Genomic DNA, 16,237 nt, shown 5'->3' on the forward strand with positions numbered 1-16,237 from the left:
CCAATATGTTGGAACCCAGAATTCTGGACGGTGCCGCCCAGGCCGATGCGGACATCATCGACCGCTTCCGCAAGACATCCACCTCGATCATCAGCGACAACCTCTCGCGCCTTCCGGGGGCGAATGGGCTTCGCCCCTTCCACAGGGTGGACGGCGCCATGGCCGGAACGGCGTTCACGGTGCGTGTCGCGGCCGGCGACAATTACACCATCCACAAGGCGCTCGATCTGCTGCGCCCGGGCGACGTGCTGGTGGTGGACGGCGGCGGCGATACGGAGCGCGCGCTGGTGGGAGAGATCATGGCGACGCTGGCCCGCACGCGCGGGGCGGCAGGCCTGGTGATCGACGGGGCCGTCCGGGATACGGGCGCGCTGGCCCGTATGGACTTTCCATGTTTTGCCAGGGCGGCCAACCATCGCGGGCCCTACAAGAACGGACCGGGAGAAATCAACGTACCCGTCAGCATCGGCGGGCTGGTGATCCAGCCGGGTGATATCGTCGTGGGCGACGAGGACGGCGTCGTGGCCTTTCCGCAAGCTATCGCGGAGGAGCTGCTCGTTGCGGTGGACCTTCAGGAAAAGAAAGAAGCGGACATCATCAAGAGCATTCTGGCGGGGACATATACGGGCGCATATGCCAAATAGTCGGGTGACGGCGGCACGGCCCTCGCCGTCCGACGCAGGAGCCCCGACCTGAATTGGTGACGTTCAAGCAGCTCGAAGCCATCTACTGGATCGCCGATCTCGGCAGCTTCGCAGCGGCGGCCGCGAAGCTGAACACGACGCAATCGGCGATCTCGAAGCGCGTGCAGGAGCTGGAGCAGCACTTCAGTGTCGAGATCTTCGATCGGTCCAAGCGGACGGCACGCCTGACGGACAAGGGCGTCGAGATCCTCCATTACGCCAAATCGCTGCTCGAGGAGCGAGACCATTTCGTCGAGCGGGTCAGCTCCAGCCAGGTGCTGATCCGGCATTTTCGCGTGGGCGTCACCGAACTGACCGCGATGACCTGGCTGCCCAGCCTCGTCGGTCGGATCCGCGGCGAGTTTCCGCGCGTCGCCATCGAGCCGGAGGTGGAGCTGAGCGCGGTCCTGTTCGACCGTCTGATGAACGACACGATCGACCTCATCATCATTCCCGACGTCTTCAACGACTCGCGCTGCGTGACGGTCCCTCTGAAAGCCGTCGAGAACGCATGGATGGCGGCGCCGGAGATGATCCAGGGCGATACGCCCCTTACCCTGTCGGACCTGTCACGCTTTACCATGCTGGTGCAGGGAAACCGCTCCGGCACGGGTTTGATCTATGGACGTTGGCTGTCCGGGCACGATATCGCACCGGCCAAGACCATCCATTGTGAAAGCCTGGTCGCGCAGATCGGCTTTACCGTATCCGGCCTCGGCGTCAGCTATCTCCCGGTGCCGGTGACACGACGTCTGGTGGAAGAAGGGCGGCTTGCGCGCGTGCCGATGACGAACCGCCTTCCCCATGTGCGCTACGCGGTCCTCTACAGGCACGACCGCAGCACGGACTTCAAGAAACGCATCGCCGAACTGGCAGAAGCCTGCTGCAGCTTCGATACGTTCTTTCTGCCAACCTAGGCCATGGAGAAGCGCGAACGAGGCACGACGCGGTCGGAAAAATCTTCCTGGAGGGAGTTGACGCCCATCATCCCCATGTTCCGGGCAATCTCGGCCTTCAGAAGGCCGATGGCATAAGAAACCCCCTCTTCTCCGCCTACGGCGCACGCATACAGAAGCGGTCGACCGACAAATACGAAGGTTGCACCTAAGGCCAAGGCCTTCAGGACGTCCGTCCCGCGACGAACGCCGCCGTCCAGCATGACCGGCATCGAACCACCGACAGCGGCAACGATGGTGGGCAGGACACGCAAGGGGGAAAGAGTTCCATCCAGTTGCCGTCCGCCATGGTTCGACACGATGACGGCGTCGACGCCGCGCTCCCGTGCGATGACCGCGTCCTCTGCCGACATAAGGCCCTTTATCACGAGATGCCCCTTCCAGCGCTTCCGGATGATGTCGAGGTGCGCCCAGTTCAAATGATCCTTGGCTCTGAAATCCCGCTCGACGCTTTGCGAAAGGATCGGGGCGCCGCGATGTGCGAAGGAGTTCTCGAAATACGGCATGCCGTGCCGCGCGAATGTCCGCAGGAACGTCCCGCAGGTCCAGCGCGGGCGCAGCATACCATCCAGGAGAAGACGCAGGCTGGGGCGCAGCGGCGTGGAGAAGCCGTTACGTACGTTGTTCTCGCGGTTTGCCCTCACAGGTGTATCGACAGTAATCACGAGAGTGCCGAACCCGGCGCGTTCGACCCGGTCGACCAGTCCAATGATCCGCTCGGCATCCCCCGGCAGATAAGCCTGGAACCAGGCGTCCGGGTTGGCGCTTCGAACCTCCTCGAGCGGAATGAGCGACGAACCGCTCATGATCATCGGAATTCGTTCGGCCGCCGCGCTTCGCGCCAGCACGAGATCGCCGCGATAGGCGACCAGGGCGCTGATGCCCATGGGCGCGATGCCGAACGGAGCGGCATACTCCCGCCCCAGCAGGCGGGCCGTCATCGTCCGTTTCGAGACATCGATCAACGAGCGTGGGACGAAGCCGAGCTCAGCGAAGGCGGCCCGATTGTCGGCGAGCGAGCTATTGGTTTCGGCCGCACCCGAGACGTAGCCGAAGATCGGACGAGGCAGGTGCCGTCGACCCAGTTGCTCGAAATCGTCGAGGCACAGCGCATGTCGAAACCTGCCCTGCTTGCGCCGGGGCATTCGACCGGATCTTTCCCCCACGGACGCGTCGGCGTTTGCACTGTTCATCGCTGGCTTTCTTAATCGAAGGTCGCAGGTCCGCGGGCGCCGCTGAGGCGTTCGTTCAGTTCCGATGCCGCCCGCCGCAAGGGTTCGAGGTAGGATGCGATTATCTCGTCGGTGAAGCGGTTTGTCGGCCCCGAGATCGCCAGCGTGCCGATCAGCTTGTTCTCGACGTTGAAGATGGGGCAGGCCATGCTCGCGACCTGCGGATCTCGTTCGCCGCGCGTTACATGATAATGCCGCTGACGGATCGTTTCGTAGGGCTCGCCCGGCTGACCGGCAAAGGCAAGCATGACGCGCCCGGGCGCCCCCTGATCGAGGGGAAACGAACTTCCGGGACGCGTGACATGGGAGATCGACTGAGAGGACTGGGCTCGAAAAAGACAGACGCGACGATCCCCCTCGCGCACATAGAAGGTCGCACTCTCCCCGGTGACCCGGCGCAATTCCTGTAATGTCGGGAGGATGTATTCCTCCAGCTTGAAACCCGACGTGTAGATGCCCCCGAGCTTCCCTATCTTCGAGCCGAGACGCCAGGTGGAATCGGCGTTGCGCACGAGGAAGCCGGACTGCGCCATGGTTTTTGCCAGACGAAGCGTCGTCGGCTTCGACAGGCCCACGCGACGGGACAGCTCGGTCAGCGAAATGGATTGGTCTCCCGTCGAGAAGGCGTCGAGGATCGACAGCGCCCTCTCGACGGCGGCGACCGTTCCGCTCTTTGCGGAAGTTTCGTTTTGGGTCCGGTCCATCGGCATCCAGGCGTTCGCTCCACTGCGTCTGATTTCGCACCGCTCCTAGTATCAACGCGGCGATGCTATTGGGAGAGATATCCGAAAGCGCAGGGTGAGGCCTCACTCCTCCTGCGCGCCTTCGAACGCACGCTCGCGCTTGCGCCGGAACGACGGTACGACCATCAGGGCAAGCAGGAGCGCGGTCGCAAGCAGAAGCGCGGCACTGATGGGGCGTTGCACGAAGATCGAGAAGTCGCCCTGGGTGATCATCAACGTCCGCCGCAGATTGGTTTCGAGCAGCGGTCCGAGGACGAATCCCAGCAACAAGGGGCCACATTCGCATTTGGCCTTGCGAAAGAGATATCCGAGCAGGCCGAAGAGAACGGCTAGCGCCACGTCGAAGGGACGATTGTTCACGCTGTAGATTCCGATACAGCAAAACAGGAGGATTGCCGGGAACATCAGGCGATACGGGGTGCGCAGCAGGCGAACCCAGATGCCGATCAGCGGAAGGTTGATGACGACCAGCATGAGATTGCCGATCCACATGCTGGCGACCAGCCCCCAGAATATCACCGGCTGCGTCTGGAAGACCGTCGGTCCGGGCGTGATGCCATGGATGACGAACGCGCCGAGCATCATCGCCATCATGTTGTTGGAGGGAATGCCCAGCGTCAGAAGCGGGATGAACGAGGACTGGGAGGCGGCGTTGTTTGCGGCTTCCGGAGCTGCAACCCCTTCGACAGCCCCTTTACCGAACGCCTCCGGGCGTGACGAGACCCGCTTTTCGAAGGAGTAGGCGGCAAAGGAAGACAGCGTCGCCCCGCCGCCGGGAAGGATCCCCAGGAACGTCCCGAGCCCGGTGCCACGCAACGTGGCGCCCCAACTGCGCCTGAAATCGTCGCGGCTCGGCCAGAGGCGGCTTACCTTCTGGGACAGGAGGCTGCGATCCTCCGGCTTCTCCAGGTTCTCGGCAATCTCCGCAATGCCGAAAAGGCCGATGGCGATCACGACGAACTCGATGCCGTCAAACAGGCTGACGGCGCCGAAGGTCAAACGCTGTGCGCCGCTGCTGACGTCGGTTCCGACCATACCGAGCACGAGCCCGATGCCGATGACGCCGACGGCCTTGAGCGGAGATCCCTGCGCCAGGATCGCGGCCGCGAGCAAGCCGAAAAGCATCAGGGACACATATTCGGCAGGGCCGAAGGACAGAGCGAACTCCGACAGGGTCGGTCCCGCTATCGCAATGAAGGCGGTGGCGACCGTACCGGCGAAGAAGGACGCCAGGGCCGCCACGGCCAGAGCGGCTCCGGCGCGCCCCTGGCGCGCCATGACGTAACCGTCCAGGGCCGTGACGACCGACGAGGCCTCGCCGGGCAGGTTCACCAGGATGGCAGTCGTCGATCCGCCGTACTGCGCGCCGTAATAGATGCCGGCGAGCATGATCAAGGCTGCCAGCGGCGGCAGGTAGAAGGTGATTGGCAGCAGGATCGCGATGGTCGTGGTTGGCCCAAGGCCCGGCAGGACCCCGATCAACGTGCCGAGGAGAACCCCGATCAGGCAGAAGGCCAGGTTGGTGGGAGACAGGGCTGCGCCGAAGCCCATCATGAGAGGGTCGAAGATTTCCATTTGCGCGATACCCTATTGTGGCCACAGGGGCATCTGGACACCCAGGCCGAAGACGAAGACCACCGTGGTGAAGATCGTCAGCCCTATTGCGAGGCATGCCATCTCCAGCGGCCGCCAACTTCGGTCCGCAAGGCTTCCGATCACGACGACCCACAAGGCCCCGATCACGAAGCCCAGATACTGTGCGGCGATAGCGTAGCCGCCGATCGCGACGAGAAGGATGACGATCGGCCGCAAGGCGATCGTGCCGATGTCCGCAGGTTCTCCGCGAACCGAGAGCGCCAGGACGAACAGGCCGACCAGGACCACGAAGCCGGAGATCATGTTCGGCAGGAAGCCGGAGCCCATCGCGGCCAGGGTGCCCATTTCCAGGTCGCGGCCCGCCAGAAGGCCGATCGCGCCGAGGACGATGAACAGGAGACCGGCGAGAAGGTCGGGGGCGTTGGCGCCCCGCTGCCTGGCCCCTCCCCGCATCAGTTTCCGGCCTCGGTGAGAGCCCAGATAGCCTTCAGGCGTTCCGTCTTCTCCGGCAGTTGCGCTTTCCATTCGTCGCCCGGCAAGTAGCTGATCGGCAGTGAAAGTGCCTGAGCGGTCTTCTGGAACTCCGGATCGTCGAGCGCCTTGCGGACGGCTTCGGCGAAGTGTTCGCGGATATCTGCCGGGGTGCCGTGGGTGATCGCAAAGCCGCGTTCGGAGCCGCCTTGCAGGGCATAGCCGAGTTCGGCGGCCGTCGGCACATCCGGAAGCGAGGCGGCACGCTCGTCGGCAAGCTGGACCAGAGGACGGATCCGCTCGTTTTCGCCGGAAAGATACTCGCCCATGTTCAGGCCCATCGACTGGATATGGCCGCCGAGGAGCGCCGTCTTCGCCTCACTCGCCCCGTTGAAGGGAATGTTGGTCATGTCGACATCGGCTTCTCGTTCGATCTGCAGCATCGCGAGATGCTCGTCTCCGCCGACGCCCGTCCCGCCCAAGGTCAGCGCTCCGGGATTTTCCTTCGCGTAGGCGATGAGATCTTCGAATGTCTCGAATGGAGAATCCCGGCTGACGACGATCAACGTCGGATCGGCGACGATGCGCGTGACAGGCTCGACGTTCGCCGGATCGAAACCGATCTTCCGGCTGAGCTGCATGGTGATGAACCCAGGCAGGTTGAAGGACGAGACGGTGTATCCGTCCGGCTGGGCCTGCGCGAGCGCAGTGTAGGTGATTTCGCCGCTGGCGCCGGGCCTGTTCTGAATGACGATGCGGGAGCCCGGCAGGTTCTTCTCGATGTACGGCGCGAGGGTGCGGATCATGACGTCGGTCCCGCCGCCTGGCGCAAAACCGACGATGACTTCGATCGGCTTGTCGTTCGGCCATTCGGCCCATGCGGCCTGAGACAAAACCGCGACCGTCGAAACGGTGGCGGCGAAAAATGCTGCAGCTTTCGTCATGGCCAAATCCTCCCTAGCCCTTCGCGATATCCATTCTGGCGACCCTCCACTTGTTTCGCCAGATGAAACTATATTTCACTGTACAATACATGCTGACTGTGGTGATGTCAAAGGGTGCGCTGGGGGGATTCCGGCGCGATGGGAGAACGATGATGACGATGCAGCATGAATTGTCGGTGCTGATCACCGGCGGCGCGATCGCGCCGGAAGCGACGGCATTGCTGGAGGAGCGACGATGCAAGACGCATTACGTCGACTTTTACGCGTCTTCGGAGGAATTGGCGGATGTCGCTTCCCGCTATCGCGTGGATGCCATCCTCGTGCGCAGCGGCACCGTATCCAGCAAGGTGATCGACGCCTCCGACAGGCTGAGGGTCATCGCCAAGCACGGATCGGGGGTCGACAACATCGACCTTGCCGCCGCATCACGTCGTGGCGTGCCCGTCCTGCGGGCGGTGGCCGCAAACGCGCGCGCCGTCGCGGAGCATGCGTTCGCGTTGATGGGATGCCTGTTGAAGGATATTCCAACCCTCGATCGGCAGGTTCGCGGCGGGGTCTGGCCGAAGGCGACTTTTCGGGGGAACGACATCGCCGGTTCGGTTCTGGGCATCATCGGGTACGGGCAGATCGGCCGCCATATGGAACAGATGGCGACTTCATTCGGCATGCAGGTCCTGGTGTACGATCCGCTGGCGCCGCGGGAGTTCGAGCGAGCAGGCGTCCGGCGTGTTGACGATCTCGACGAGCTGTTGCAGGCCAGCGACGCCGTCAGCCTCCATTGTCCGCTCACCGATACGACACGGCACCTCATCAACCGGGATCGGCTCGCCCGGATGAAATCCTCGGCGATCCTTATCAATACGGCCCGCGGCGGCCTCGTCGACGAAGTAGCCCTATGCCAGGCCTTACTCGGTGGCGTGATCGCCGGTGCCGGCCTGGACAGTTTCGAGCAGGAGCCTCCGAGGCCGGACAATCCCCTGTGGGCGCTGCCCAACGTCGTGGTGACACCGCATGTCGGCGGCGTCACCCGCGGCGCGCTGCGTCAAATGGGGCTCCAGGCGGTCCGCCATATCCTGCATGTTTCGGATGGCCATGCGCCGGATCCTGAATGCGTCGCCAACCCGCGATATGCCGATGCCGCAATGGCGGCCACTGCTAACGAACCCAGGGATGCCTGACATGACCGAGCTTGGATTTCGTATCGAACCCAATGCGCCGCTGATCGATCCGGAGCTGATCGCTGCCTTCGAAAGCGTCGTCACACCGCACATAAGCGACAGCATCAATCGGCTGGCGGGCGGCTATAATCTACGTCCCGTCAACATGCGTGGAAAGCTGGTCGGAACGGCGCTGACCGTACGCGCGCGTGCCGGCGACAATCTGATGATGCATAAGGCGATAGAGATGGCGGAGGCCGGACACGTCATCGTCGTGGACGGAGGCGGCGACCTCTCGCGTGCGCTGACAGGCGAACTGATGGCACGCTCATCCATTCGCAAGGGAATCCGCGGCTTCGTTCTGGACGGTGCCGTACGGGACGTGGGTTTCTTCCGCGATGGGGACTTCCCCTGTTACGCCCGCGGCGTCACGCATCGCGGCCCGTTCAAGGAGGGTCCGGGCGAGATCAACGTTCCCGTGTCGATCGACGGCATGGTTGTCAGTCCGGGAGATCTCATCGTCGGCGACGAGGATGGCATCGTCGCCATTCCTGCATGCGAAGCGCAAGCCGTTCTTGAACTCAGCCGGGCGAAGGCAGCCGCCGAGGCTGCAATCATCAAGGCGATAGAAAGCGGGTCGATGAAGCGCGGCTGGATCGACGAGACAATTGCCAGAAAGAAGGCGGTGGCCTGAACGTCGGCCTGCCAGGCTAACACCCGGACTCAAGTTGCGACATCGGGGTAATGTCCGCGCCGGCCTCCATCACGGCGGCGCGGATCGTGTTGCCGAGTTCGACCGCTCCCGGCGTGTCGCTATGCAGAAGAATGGATTGAGCCTGCATGGGGATCGTGCCGCCCTCTATGGTCTCCACGACGCCTTCACGCAGAAGCCTGACGATCCGCGCACGGATCGACGCCGGATCCTTCACCATGGCCCCCGCCTTCCCGCGCGAAACGAGCAGCCCCCGCTCGTCATAGGCGCGGTCCGCCAGGAAAGACCGTACGACGCGCAGACCGAGCGACTGCGCGATCGTCTCCGCCTTCGTGCCGGGCAGCGCCACATAGGTCAGGTCGCGGTCGAAGGCATGAAGCGCCCTCAGCAACACCTCCGCCACATCCGCATCCACGAAGGACAGGTTGCCGAGTGCGCCGTGAAAATTCGCATGGGAAAGCCTGGTCCCCGCCGCCTCGGTAATCGCTCGCATGGCGCCGAGTTGATACAGCACCATGGTGCGCAGTTCGTCGCTGTCCATCGCGAACGGCTTGCGGCCGAATCCCTGCCGGTCCGGATAGCCGACATGGGCGCCGACATCGACGCCATGGCGTGCCGCAAGGCGCACGGTGCGGTCCATGATGACGGGGTCGCCAGCGTGGAACCCGCACGCGATATTGGCGGAGGAAACGAGCGGTATGATCGCGGCATCGTCGGCCGCGGCATAGATACCGAAGCCTTCGCCAAGGTCGGAATTGATATCGATCTTCATCACATCGCCTTCTTGCCTGGACGAAAGCCGAGGACAGGATCGCCGAAACCGATGATCCGCCCGGCCTCCACCATTCTGGAGGTCACCGTTCCGTCGCCGGGCGCGCGGATGGCGCGCAAGGCAGGGCCGATTTTCACGAAGGCCAGGACATCGCCCGCCGCCACCGGACGGCCGGCCTCGCAGGCCCCGTCCGGCGCGTCGACGACGACGCCGAAGCACGGCGCCGTCAGGGTCGTCTCGGTCACCGGGTCCGCTTCGACCGGCTCTTTCCCGGCGCGGCCGGAGCCCAGGAGCTTTGGCCTGGACTTCAACTTGAGTCGCAGCCGGCTCTGCCCATTCTCCCATTCGAGGCGCGTCACACCATGGGCAAGCGCGAAGCGCGCGAGATCGCAGATTTGCGCCGCGTCCAGAAGTGCGGGACCATCGTCTTGCGTATCGGACAGGTCGGTCATGACGCGAGAGCCCCCAGAACATCATCCAGCCGCTCGAACAGCGATCCCATCGCGCTCTCCCTTGCCCGAAGCCGGTCCACGGCATGCGCGGCCGTAATACGCCGAAACCTGACCCGGTCCCCCAGCCGCGCCTGGCCGAGGCGCCAAAGGTCGGCCGTGGCCACGACGCCGATCTTGGGATAGCCGCCGCACGTATTGGCATCGCTGAGTTGCACGACAGGCTGGCCGGACGGCGGAACCTGGATCGTGCCCGGCAAGATCCCATGCGAGCGTAGTTCCAGCCGGTGCTTCAGCGCCAGTTGCGGGCCGGTCAGGCGGTAGCCGATCCGGTTGCTGTCCGGATGGATCTTCCATTCGGTGCCAGCAAAGGTTTCGATGGCCTCGTCCGTGAATGCGTCGTATTCCGCCGCCGGAACGTAATCCACCACGATCGCTTCACCTGCGCCCGCAGCGCCCTCGTGGAGCAAGCCGAGTTCGCCCGGGTCCAGGCCATAGTCGGCAGGCATGCCGGAGGACGGCGCACCGACGAGGTCCAACCGGTCGCCGCTGCGCAAGGCCCGCCCGTCCAGCCCCCCGAAACCGCCCTTCAGGTCGGTGCTGGCAGAGCCGAGAACGGACGCTACCGAAAGGCCGCCCTCGACGGTCAGGTAGGCGCGCATTCCATGCGCCGCTGCGCCGGCTTTCAGACGTTGGCCGGCGCGCGCCGCCATGCACCAGAACGGCGGCATCGGCACGCCATCCAGCCGGGCGGCGCAATCGGCCCCCGTCAGCGCAAACCGCGTATCCCGATGGAACAGGATTTCGAAGGCGCCGATGGTGAACTCGATGCCGGCTGCATCCTCTGCGTTGCCGAGCATGCGATTGCCGATCCGCAGAGCAATCGAGTCCATCGCGCCGCACGGCCCGACACCCACGGCGGAGAACCCCGTGCGACCTGCGTCCTGAATGGTGGCCAGAGGCCCGGGGGCGACGATCTCGATCACAGGTTCAGGCTTTCGATCTGGAAGCGGATTGTGTCTCCGGGCGCCAGAAGCGCGGGTCGTTCGGCGACAGGGTCGAAGAACGAGACGTCTGTCCGGCCGATGATGTGCCATCCGGACGGCGAGCGGCGCGAGATGACGCCCGCCTGGGCCCCGCCGATCACCACGCAGCCGGCATCCACGCTGACACGCGGCACGGCGCGCCGTGGCACGGCAAGAGCCGGGTCCAGTCCCGCGAGATAGCCGAATCCGGGCTGGCTGCCGATCGCGAAGACCGTGTACCTGCCCCCGGCATGGCGCTCGACATAGTCGCGCGGCGACAGGCCGGCCACTGCCGCGACTTCGGAAAGATCCTCGCCATCCGCGCCGCCATAGCGGACCGGGATGTCGATCAGCCTTCCGCTGCCCTGCCGCCGTTCCGCACGCTGCCACATCATGCCGATCTCGGCCATGGCAGCCTCGCCCGCGATGACCAGCGGATCGAAACGCACGAGAAGGTTGTTCATTCCCGGAACGATGTCCAGGTAGTTCGTCGTCCCGGCCAGACGATCCGCGAGCGCCCAGAATCGTTCCTGGCGCGCAAGATCCAGCCCATCGGCATCCGTATCGCACAGGATGGCGCCCTCGCCCATCCAGCTCATTCGCAAGGGCAGATCATCCGCCATGACGCCGCCTTTCCAGCCAATGCTCCAGATAATGGATGCCGACGCCGCCCTCGGCAAACCCGTCATCGGCCATGATCTCGCGGTGCAGTGGCAGGTTGACCGCAATGCCGTCGACGACGGCCTCGTCCAATGCCGCGCGCATCCGGGCGATGGCTTCCTGGCGGCTGCTGCCGCTGGCGATGATCTTGCCGATCATCGAATCGTAGTTCGGCGGCACCACATAGCCGCTTTCCACATGGGTATCGACACGGATGCCGGGCCCACCGGGAACATGCCATCTTTCGATCCGGCCAGGGCCGGGCACGAAGGTGAAGCCGTCCTCCGCGTTGATCCTGCACTCGATGGCATGGCCGACGGGCCGGACATCCCCCTGCGCGAACGAAAGCCGCTCCCCGCCGGCGATCCGCAGCTGCCACGCCACGATATCGATGCCCGTGACGCATTCCGTTACCGGATGCTCGACCTGCACCCGCGTGTTCATTTCGATGAAGTAGAAACGCCCGTCCTCGTACAGGAATTCGAAGGTGCCGGCGCCGCGATAGGCCATGGCGCGGCAGGCAGCGGCACATCGCTCGCCGATATCGGCAACCAGCGCGCGGTCGATGCCCGGCGCCGGGGCTTCCTCGACCACTTTCTGGTGCCGCCGCTGCAAGGAGCAGTCGCGGTCGCCCAGCCACACGGCATTGCCATGCTCGTCGGCCAGAACCTGGATTTCGACGTGACGCGGCGCCTGCAGGAACTTCTCCAGATACACGGCGGGGTTGCCGAAGGCGCGGGCGGCTTCCTCTCGCGTCGTCGCCAGCGCCTCGGACATGTCCGCCGGCGCGCGCACCACCCGCATACCGCGGCCGCCGCCCCCGCCCGCAGCCTTCAGGATGACCGGGTAGCCGACGGCCTCGGCCAGCCGCAGCGCTTGCGCCTCGTCGTCGATCGCACCCTCGCCGCCGGGTACGCACGGCACCCCCGCGGCCTTCATCGCCGCCTTCGCGGCGATCTTGTCGCCCATCGTCCGTATGGCGTCGCCGGACGGGCCGACGAAGACCAGGCCGGCCTCTTCCACCGCGTCGGCGAAAGACGCGTTCTCCGACAAAAAGCCATAGCCCGGATGGATGGCGTCGGCCTCCATCAGCCGCGCCGCCTCGACGATACGGCGGGCGTGAAGGTAGCTTTCCGACGCCTGCGCCGGGCCGATGCACAGGGCGTGATCGGCGGTCCGGACATAGGGGGCCGCACGGTCGGCCTGCGAATGGATCTGCACGCTTTCGATGCCGAGCAAGCGGCAGGCCCGCTGTATGCGAAGGGCGATTTCGCCGCGATTTGCGATCAGTACCCGCTTCAGCATGGCCATCTACGCCCTGTCGGGCGCCAGGGTGAACAGGACGTCGCCGGCCTCGACCCCCGCACCATTGTCCGCCAAGCGGGCGGCAACGATGCCCGCGACAGTCGCCTTGACCGGCGTCAGCATCTTCATCGCCTCGACCAGTCCGACCGTATCGCCGACCGCGACCGTGCCGCCGACATCGACGAAAGGCGCCTTGCCCGGACTTTCCGCGCTGTAGAAGGTACCCGACAGCGGCGCCTCGATCGTCGTTTCGCCGGCGGCGGGCGGCGCGGCCACGGGCCCGTCCGCCTTGCTGCCTCCTGCATCCGGAAGCGGCGTCGCCGCCGCTCCCCGGACAATCCGCAAACGCATCGCGCCTTCACGAAAATCGACGGCCTCCACCCCCGACTCCGCCATCGAGCGGATGAGAGCCTTGATCTCCGCGAGCGTCATGCCGCCTCTTCCACGATTTCGGCTTCGATGGCTTCGAGGCTGCGACGGCTCGTCTCGACGGCCAGGAGGGCGATGGTGATGGCCTGCACGATCAGCAGGACAGAGACGGCGCCGACGACGGCGATGATACCGCCCCCATGCATCAGATAGACCGATACGAAGGGGATGCCGATGGATGCGAGGCGACCCGTCGTGACGGCCCAGCTCGTAAGCCGCATGCGCACCTCGGTGGGGAACAGTTCGGGCAGGTAGCCCGCCTGGATGACCGATACGAGGAAGTAGATCAGGCTGAACATCACGAAGCCGAGGCCGGTAGCCACCGCCTGGCTTTCCACCAGCGCGAAGCACGGACCCACGATCGCCGCGAGGATCGACCCGCCGATGATCGCCGGCTTGCGGCCGATCCTGTCGGTCAGCAGGAAGGCGACGATGGCGCCGGCCGGGCCGCCAAGGGTCATCAGCACCGCCTGCCCGAGCGACTGGTTGATGGGGATGCCCTGTTGGGCAAGGAAGGTCGGCAAAAGGGCGATGAAGCCGTAGATCGCGGCGCTCTGCACGATCTGCGTAACCGCGCCGATACCGAGCGACTTGCGGAACCGCGGATCGAGGGCGCGGACGTTGGGAACGGTGACCACGGGCGCCGCCTTCGGAGCCGGCAGCTCGGACGTGGCTTCCGCCTCGATGAAGGTGACGATCGTATCCGCCTCCCGGCCGCGACCGTTCTTTTCGAGCCACCGCGGCGATTCGGGGATGTTCTTGCGGGCGATGAAGACCAGAAGCCCGCCAAGGCCCGCGATGACGAACATTGCGCGCCAGCCGAGGATGGGGATGACGAACCAGCTCATCAGCGTTGCGGCGAACAGGCCGAACTGCGCGATGCAGGACAGGAGCGCGGCCCACCGCCCCCGATGGCTCGGCGGAACGAACTCGCTGAGCAGGCCGTACCCGATCACGAGTTCCGCCCCAAGTCCGATGCCGGTCACGAAGCGGGCGACGATCAGCCACTCCATGTTGGGCATCACGGCGCAGGCCAGCGACGACAGGCCGAAGACGAGGAGGTTGAACTGATAGGTGAACTTGCGGCCGTATCGATCGCCGAGGAAGCCGGCGAGGATGGAGCCGATGAGCATGCCGAAGGCGGTCGCCGACAGGAAGGCGGCGTTCTTTTCGACCGTCGACCAGTTCTCCTGCACCATGGCCGCAAGAACCGAATTCGCGAGGTAGATGTCGAACGCGTCGAAGAAAAGCCCGGCGCCGACCAGCACCAGGATCTTCTTGTGGAACGGCAGGATCGGCAGCCTGTCGAGGCGGTCGGAAACGGAGGCTGTCGACATGAGTTCGCCCGTCGATAAATTGGAGACGGCAAAATCTTGCAGAACTGAAACTTATTTAAAAACGATATTAATGCATCGCATTCGATCGCCTGAGGGAATGATATCGGCCGCACCACAATCGCGGCCGATGCCCGTCACGCTTGTCGCTCGATCACCATGCCGGGGTGCCGTCCGGCAAGACGGCGCAAATCCGCCCTGGCCTGATCTGTCATGGCCAGGGTCAGGGAAACGCCCCCATCCTCGCGGTCCTCCCGCTGCTTGACGGTGGCGTTGTCGTAGACCCATGGCAGCAGCGTCAGGCTGGATGCCGGCAACTCCAGATGCAGAGGCCGGGCGGCGCCCGCTATGCGCTCCTCGATATCAGTCAGGAGCGCGGCAACGCCTTCGCCCGTCAGCGCGGACACCAGATGCGCCGCATGACCGGGCGCCGAATCGGCGGCGGCGGCAAGACGTTCGCGCGCAACCTCGTCCATCAGGTCGGCCTTGTTCCACACCTCGATCACATGGTCCGTATCGTCCGGATCGATGTCCAGGCTGGACAGGATCTTGCGCACGTCCGATGCCTGTGCCGCCGCTTCGGGATGCGCCATATCCCGAACGTGAAGCACGAGGTCCGCCTCGATCACCTCTTCCAGCGTTGCGCGGAAAGCCGCCACCAGATGGGTAGGCAGGTCGGAGATGAAGCCGACCGTATCGGAGAAGATCACCGGCGTGCCGTGCGGAAGGGTGATGCGCCGCAGCGTCGGGTCGAGCGTGGCGAACAGGAGATCCTTGGCAAGGATGTCCGCGCCGGTGATCGTATTGAACAGGGTGGATTTGCCGGCATTGGTATAGCCCACCAGCGCCACTGTGGGATGCGGCGCCTTCTTGCGCTTGGCCCGATGCAGCGTACGCGTGCGACGGACGGCTTCGAGCTCCTTTTCGAGGCGCTTGATCTTTTCCTGAAGCTGCCGCCTGTCGGCCTCGATCTGCGTTTCGCCGGGCCCACCCAGGAAGCCGGCGCCGCCGCGCTGGCGTTCGAGGTGCGTCCACGAACGCACGAGCCGGCCGCGCTGGTAGTTGAGATGCGCGAGATCGACCTGCAGCCGCCCCTCACGCGTGCGGGCGCGCCGCCCGAAGATCTCGAGGATCAGGCCGGTGCGATCGAGAACCTTGGAGTTCAGCTCTTTCTCGAGGTTGCGCTGCTGCACCGGGGTCAGCGGATGATCGACGATGACGAGGCCGATCTCCTCTGCGGCGACAAGCCCCTTCAACTCGTCGACCTTGCCGGCGCCGATCAAGGTGGCGGGCCGCGCCTTGGCCACCTGAACCAGCTCGGCGGCCACGATGTCCAGATCGATGGCTGCGGCAAGGCCGACCGCCTCGGCGAGCTTTTCCTCACCGCCCCGGCGGGCAGCCTCGCTGGGGTCGTCGACGGGGGCCGGCTGGCGGACGATCGGCACGATCACCGCCGCGCGCGTTGGTATGCGCTTGTGTTCGATGGGCCCCTTGGCCCGTTCGGTGGAAAGTTCCGTCAATCGGTGTTCCCGTTATTCCTCACCATCGTACATCTGCACAGGCTGAGACGGCATGATGGTTGAGATTGCGTGCTTGTAGACCAGTTGCGAGTGCCCATCGCGGCGAAGGAGGACACAGAAATTGTCGAAGGAAGTGACGATCCCCGTCAGCTTCACGCCGTTGACCAAAAAGATCGTCAACGAAATCTTCTGCTTTCGAACTGCGTTTAGGAATACATCCTGAAGGTTCTGCGAGCGCTCGGCCATCGC

Annotated in this window: 18 protein-coding genes; 4 read left to right on the forward strand and 14 right to left on the reverse strand. The window is 64.7% G+C overall.

Features of this window, described 5'->3' with window-relative positions; genetic code table 11:
- The first annotated feature begins 5 nt into the window (after positions 1-5).
- Both NDN16_RS03945 and NDN16_RS03950 read left to right on the forward strand, forming a co-directional pair.
- Positions 6-644 (forward strand): RraA family protein, encoded by a 639-nt coding sequence (locus NDN16_RS03945; RefSeq protein WP_251112317.1) that lies wholly within the window; start codon positions 6-8, stop codon positions 642-644.
- A gap of 56 nt (positions 645-700) precedes the next feature.
- Positions 701-1,600, forward strand: a complete 900-nt coding sequence (locus tag NDN16_RS03950) for a LysR family transcriptional regulator (protein ID WP_251112559.1) — start codon at positions 701-703, stop codon at positions 1,598-1,600.
- Here NDN16_RS03950 and NDN16_RS03955 read toward each other — a convergent pair.
- From NDN16_RS03955 to NDN16_RS03975, 5 genes are all read right to left on the reverse strand, one after another.
- Positions 1,597-2,784 (reverse strand): alpha-hydroxy acid oxidase, encoded by a 1,188-nt coding sequence (locus tag NDN16_RS03955; RefSeq protein WP_251112318.1) that lies wholly within the window; start codon positions 2,782-2,784, stop codon positions 1,597-1,599. The genes NDN16_RS03950 and NDN16_RS03955 overlap by 4 nt on opposite strands.
- Positions 2,785-2,843: 59 nt before the next feature.
- On the reverse strand, positions 2,844-3,581 hold the full coding sequence (locus tag NDN16_RS03960) for an IclR family transcriptional regulator (protein WP_285292395.1): 738 nt from the start codon (positions 3,579-3,581) through the stop codon (positions 2,844-2,846).
- A 96-nt stretch (positions 3,582-3,677) separates the two neighbouring features.
- Positions 3,678-5,189: a tripartite tricarboxylate transporter permease gene (locus tag NDN16_RS03965; RefSeq protein ID WP_251112320.1), complete on the reverse strand. Its 1,512-nt coding sequence runs from the start codon at positions 5,187-5,189 to the stop codon at positions 3,678-3,680.
- 12 nt (positions 5,190-5,201) lie between these two features.
- Positions 5,202-5,663, reverse strand: a complete 462-nt coding sequence (locus NDN16_RS03970; protein ID WP_251112321.1) for a tripartite tricarboxylate transporter TctB family protein — start codon at positions 5,661-5,663, stop codon at positions 5,202-5,204.
- Positions 5,663-6,625, reverse strand: a complete 963-nt coding sequence (locus NDN16_RS03975; RefSeq protein WP_251112322.1) for a tripartite tricarboxylate transporter substrate binding protein — start codon at positions 6,623-6,625, stop codon at positions 5,663-5,665. The genes NDN16_RS03970 and NDN16_RS03975 overlap by 1 nt, the downstream gene beginning before the upstream one ends.
- Positions 6,626-6,777: 152 nt before the next feature.
- On the opposite strand from NDN16_RS03975, the gene NDN16_RS03980 reads away from it, so the two are divergent.
- On the forward strand, positions 6,778-7,803 hold the full coding sequence (locus NDN16_RS03980) for a hydroxyacid dehydrogenase (RefSeq protein WP_251112323.1): 1,026 nt from the start codon (positions 6,778-6,780) through the stop codon (positions 7,801-7,803).
- A 1-nt stretch (position 7,804) separates the two neighbouring features.
- Entirely contained in the window at positions 7,805-8,476 is a 672-nt protein-coding gene (locus NDN16_RS03985; protein WP_251112324.1) for an RraA family protein, read from the forward strand.
- A 16-nt stretch (positions 8,477-8,492) separates the two neighbouring features.
- On the opposite strand, the gene NDN16_RS03990 is transcribed toward NDN16_RS03985, so the two are convergent.
- From NDN16_RS03990 to hfq, 9 genes are all read right to left on the reverse strand, one after another.
- A complete protein-coding gene (locus tag NDN16_RS03990; RefSeq protein WP_251112325.1) occupies positions 8,493-9,266 on the reverse strand; it encodes a LamB/YcsF family protein in 774 nt (257 codons plus the stop codon).
- Positions 9,266-9,718, reverse strand: coding sequence for a hypothetical protein (locus tag NDN16_RS03995; protein ID WP_251112326.1), 453 nt, complete (start codon positions 9,716-9,718; stop codon positions 9,266-9,268). Before NDN16_RS03995 ends, NDN16_RS03990 begins: the two co-directional genes overlap by 1 nt.
- Positions 9,715-10,701 (reverse strand): biotin-dependent carboxyltransferase family protein, encoded by a 987-nt coding sequence (locus NDN16_RS04000; protein WP_251112327.1) that lies wholly within the window; start codon positions 10,699-10,701, stop codon positions 9,715-9,717. Before NDN16_RS04000 ends, NDN16_RS03995 begins: the two co-directional genes overlap by 4 nt.
- Positions 10,698-11,363, reverse strand: a complete 666-nt coding sequence (gene pxpB / locus NDN16_RS04005; RefSeq protein WP_251112328.1) for a 5-oxoprolinase subunit PxpB — start codon at positions 11,361-11,363, stop codon at positions 10,698-10,700. Before pxpB ends, NDN16_RS04000 begins: the two co-directional genes overlap by 4 nt.
- Complete coding sequence (gene accC / locus NDN16_RS04010) at positions 11,353-12,705, reverse strand: acetyl-CoA carboxylase biotin carboxylase subunit (RefSeq protein ID WP_251112560.1); 1,353 nt, start codon at positions 12,703-12,705, stop codon at positions 11,353-11,355. Before accC ends, pxpB begins: the two co-directional genes overlap by 11 nt.
- Before the next feature lie 6 nt (positions 12,706-12,711).
- On the reverse strand, positions 12,712-13,137 hold the full coding sequence (locus tag NDN16_RS04015; RefSeq protein WP_251112329.1) for an acetyl-CoA carboxylase biotin carboxyl carrier protein: 426 nt from the start codon (positions 13,135-13,137) through the stop codon (positions 12,712-12,714).
- Positions 13,134-14,471 (reverse strand): MFS transporter, encoded by a 1,338-nt coding sequence (locus tag NDN16_RS04020; RefSeq protein WP_251112330.1) that lies wholly within the window; start codon positions 14,469-14,471, stop codon positions 13,134-13,136. Before NDN16_RS04020 ends, NDN16_RS04015 begins: the two co-directional genes overlap by 4 nt.
- 134 nt (positions 14,472-14,605) lie before the next feature.
- Entirely contained in the window at positions 14,606-15,988 is a 1,383-nt protein-coding gene (gene hflX / locus NDN16_RS04025) for a GTPase HflX (RefSeq protein WP_251112331.1), read from the reverse strand.
- Between the two features lie 12 nt (positions 15,989-16,000).
- On the reverse strand, positions 16,001-16,234 hold the full coding sequence (hfq, locus tag NDN16_RS04030) for an RNA chaperone Hfq (protein ID WP_039194400.1): 234 nt from the start codon (positions 16,232-16,234) through the stop codon (positions 16,001-16,003).
- Positions 16,235-16,237 lie beyond the last annotated feature (3 nt).

The sequence above is a fragment of the Aureimonas altamirensis genome (genome assembly GCF_023702225.1).
Classification (GTDB): domain Bacteria; phylum Pseudomonadota; class Alphaproteobacteria; order Rhizobiales; family Rhizobiaceae; genus Aureimonas; species Aureimonas altamirensis_B.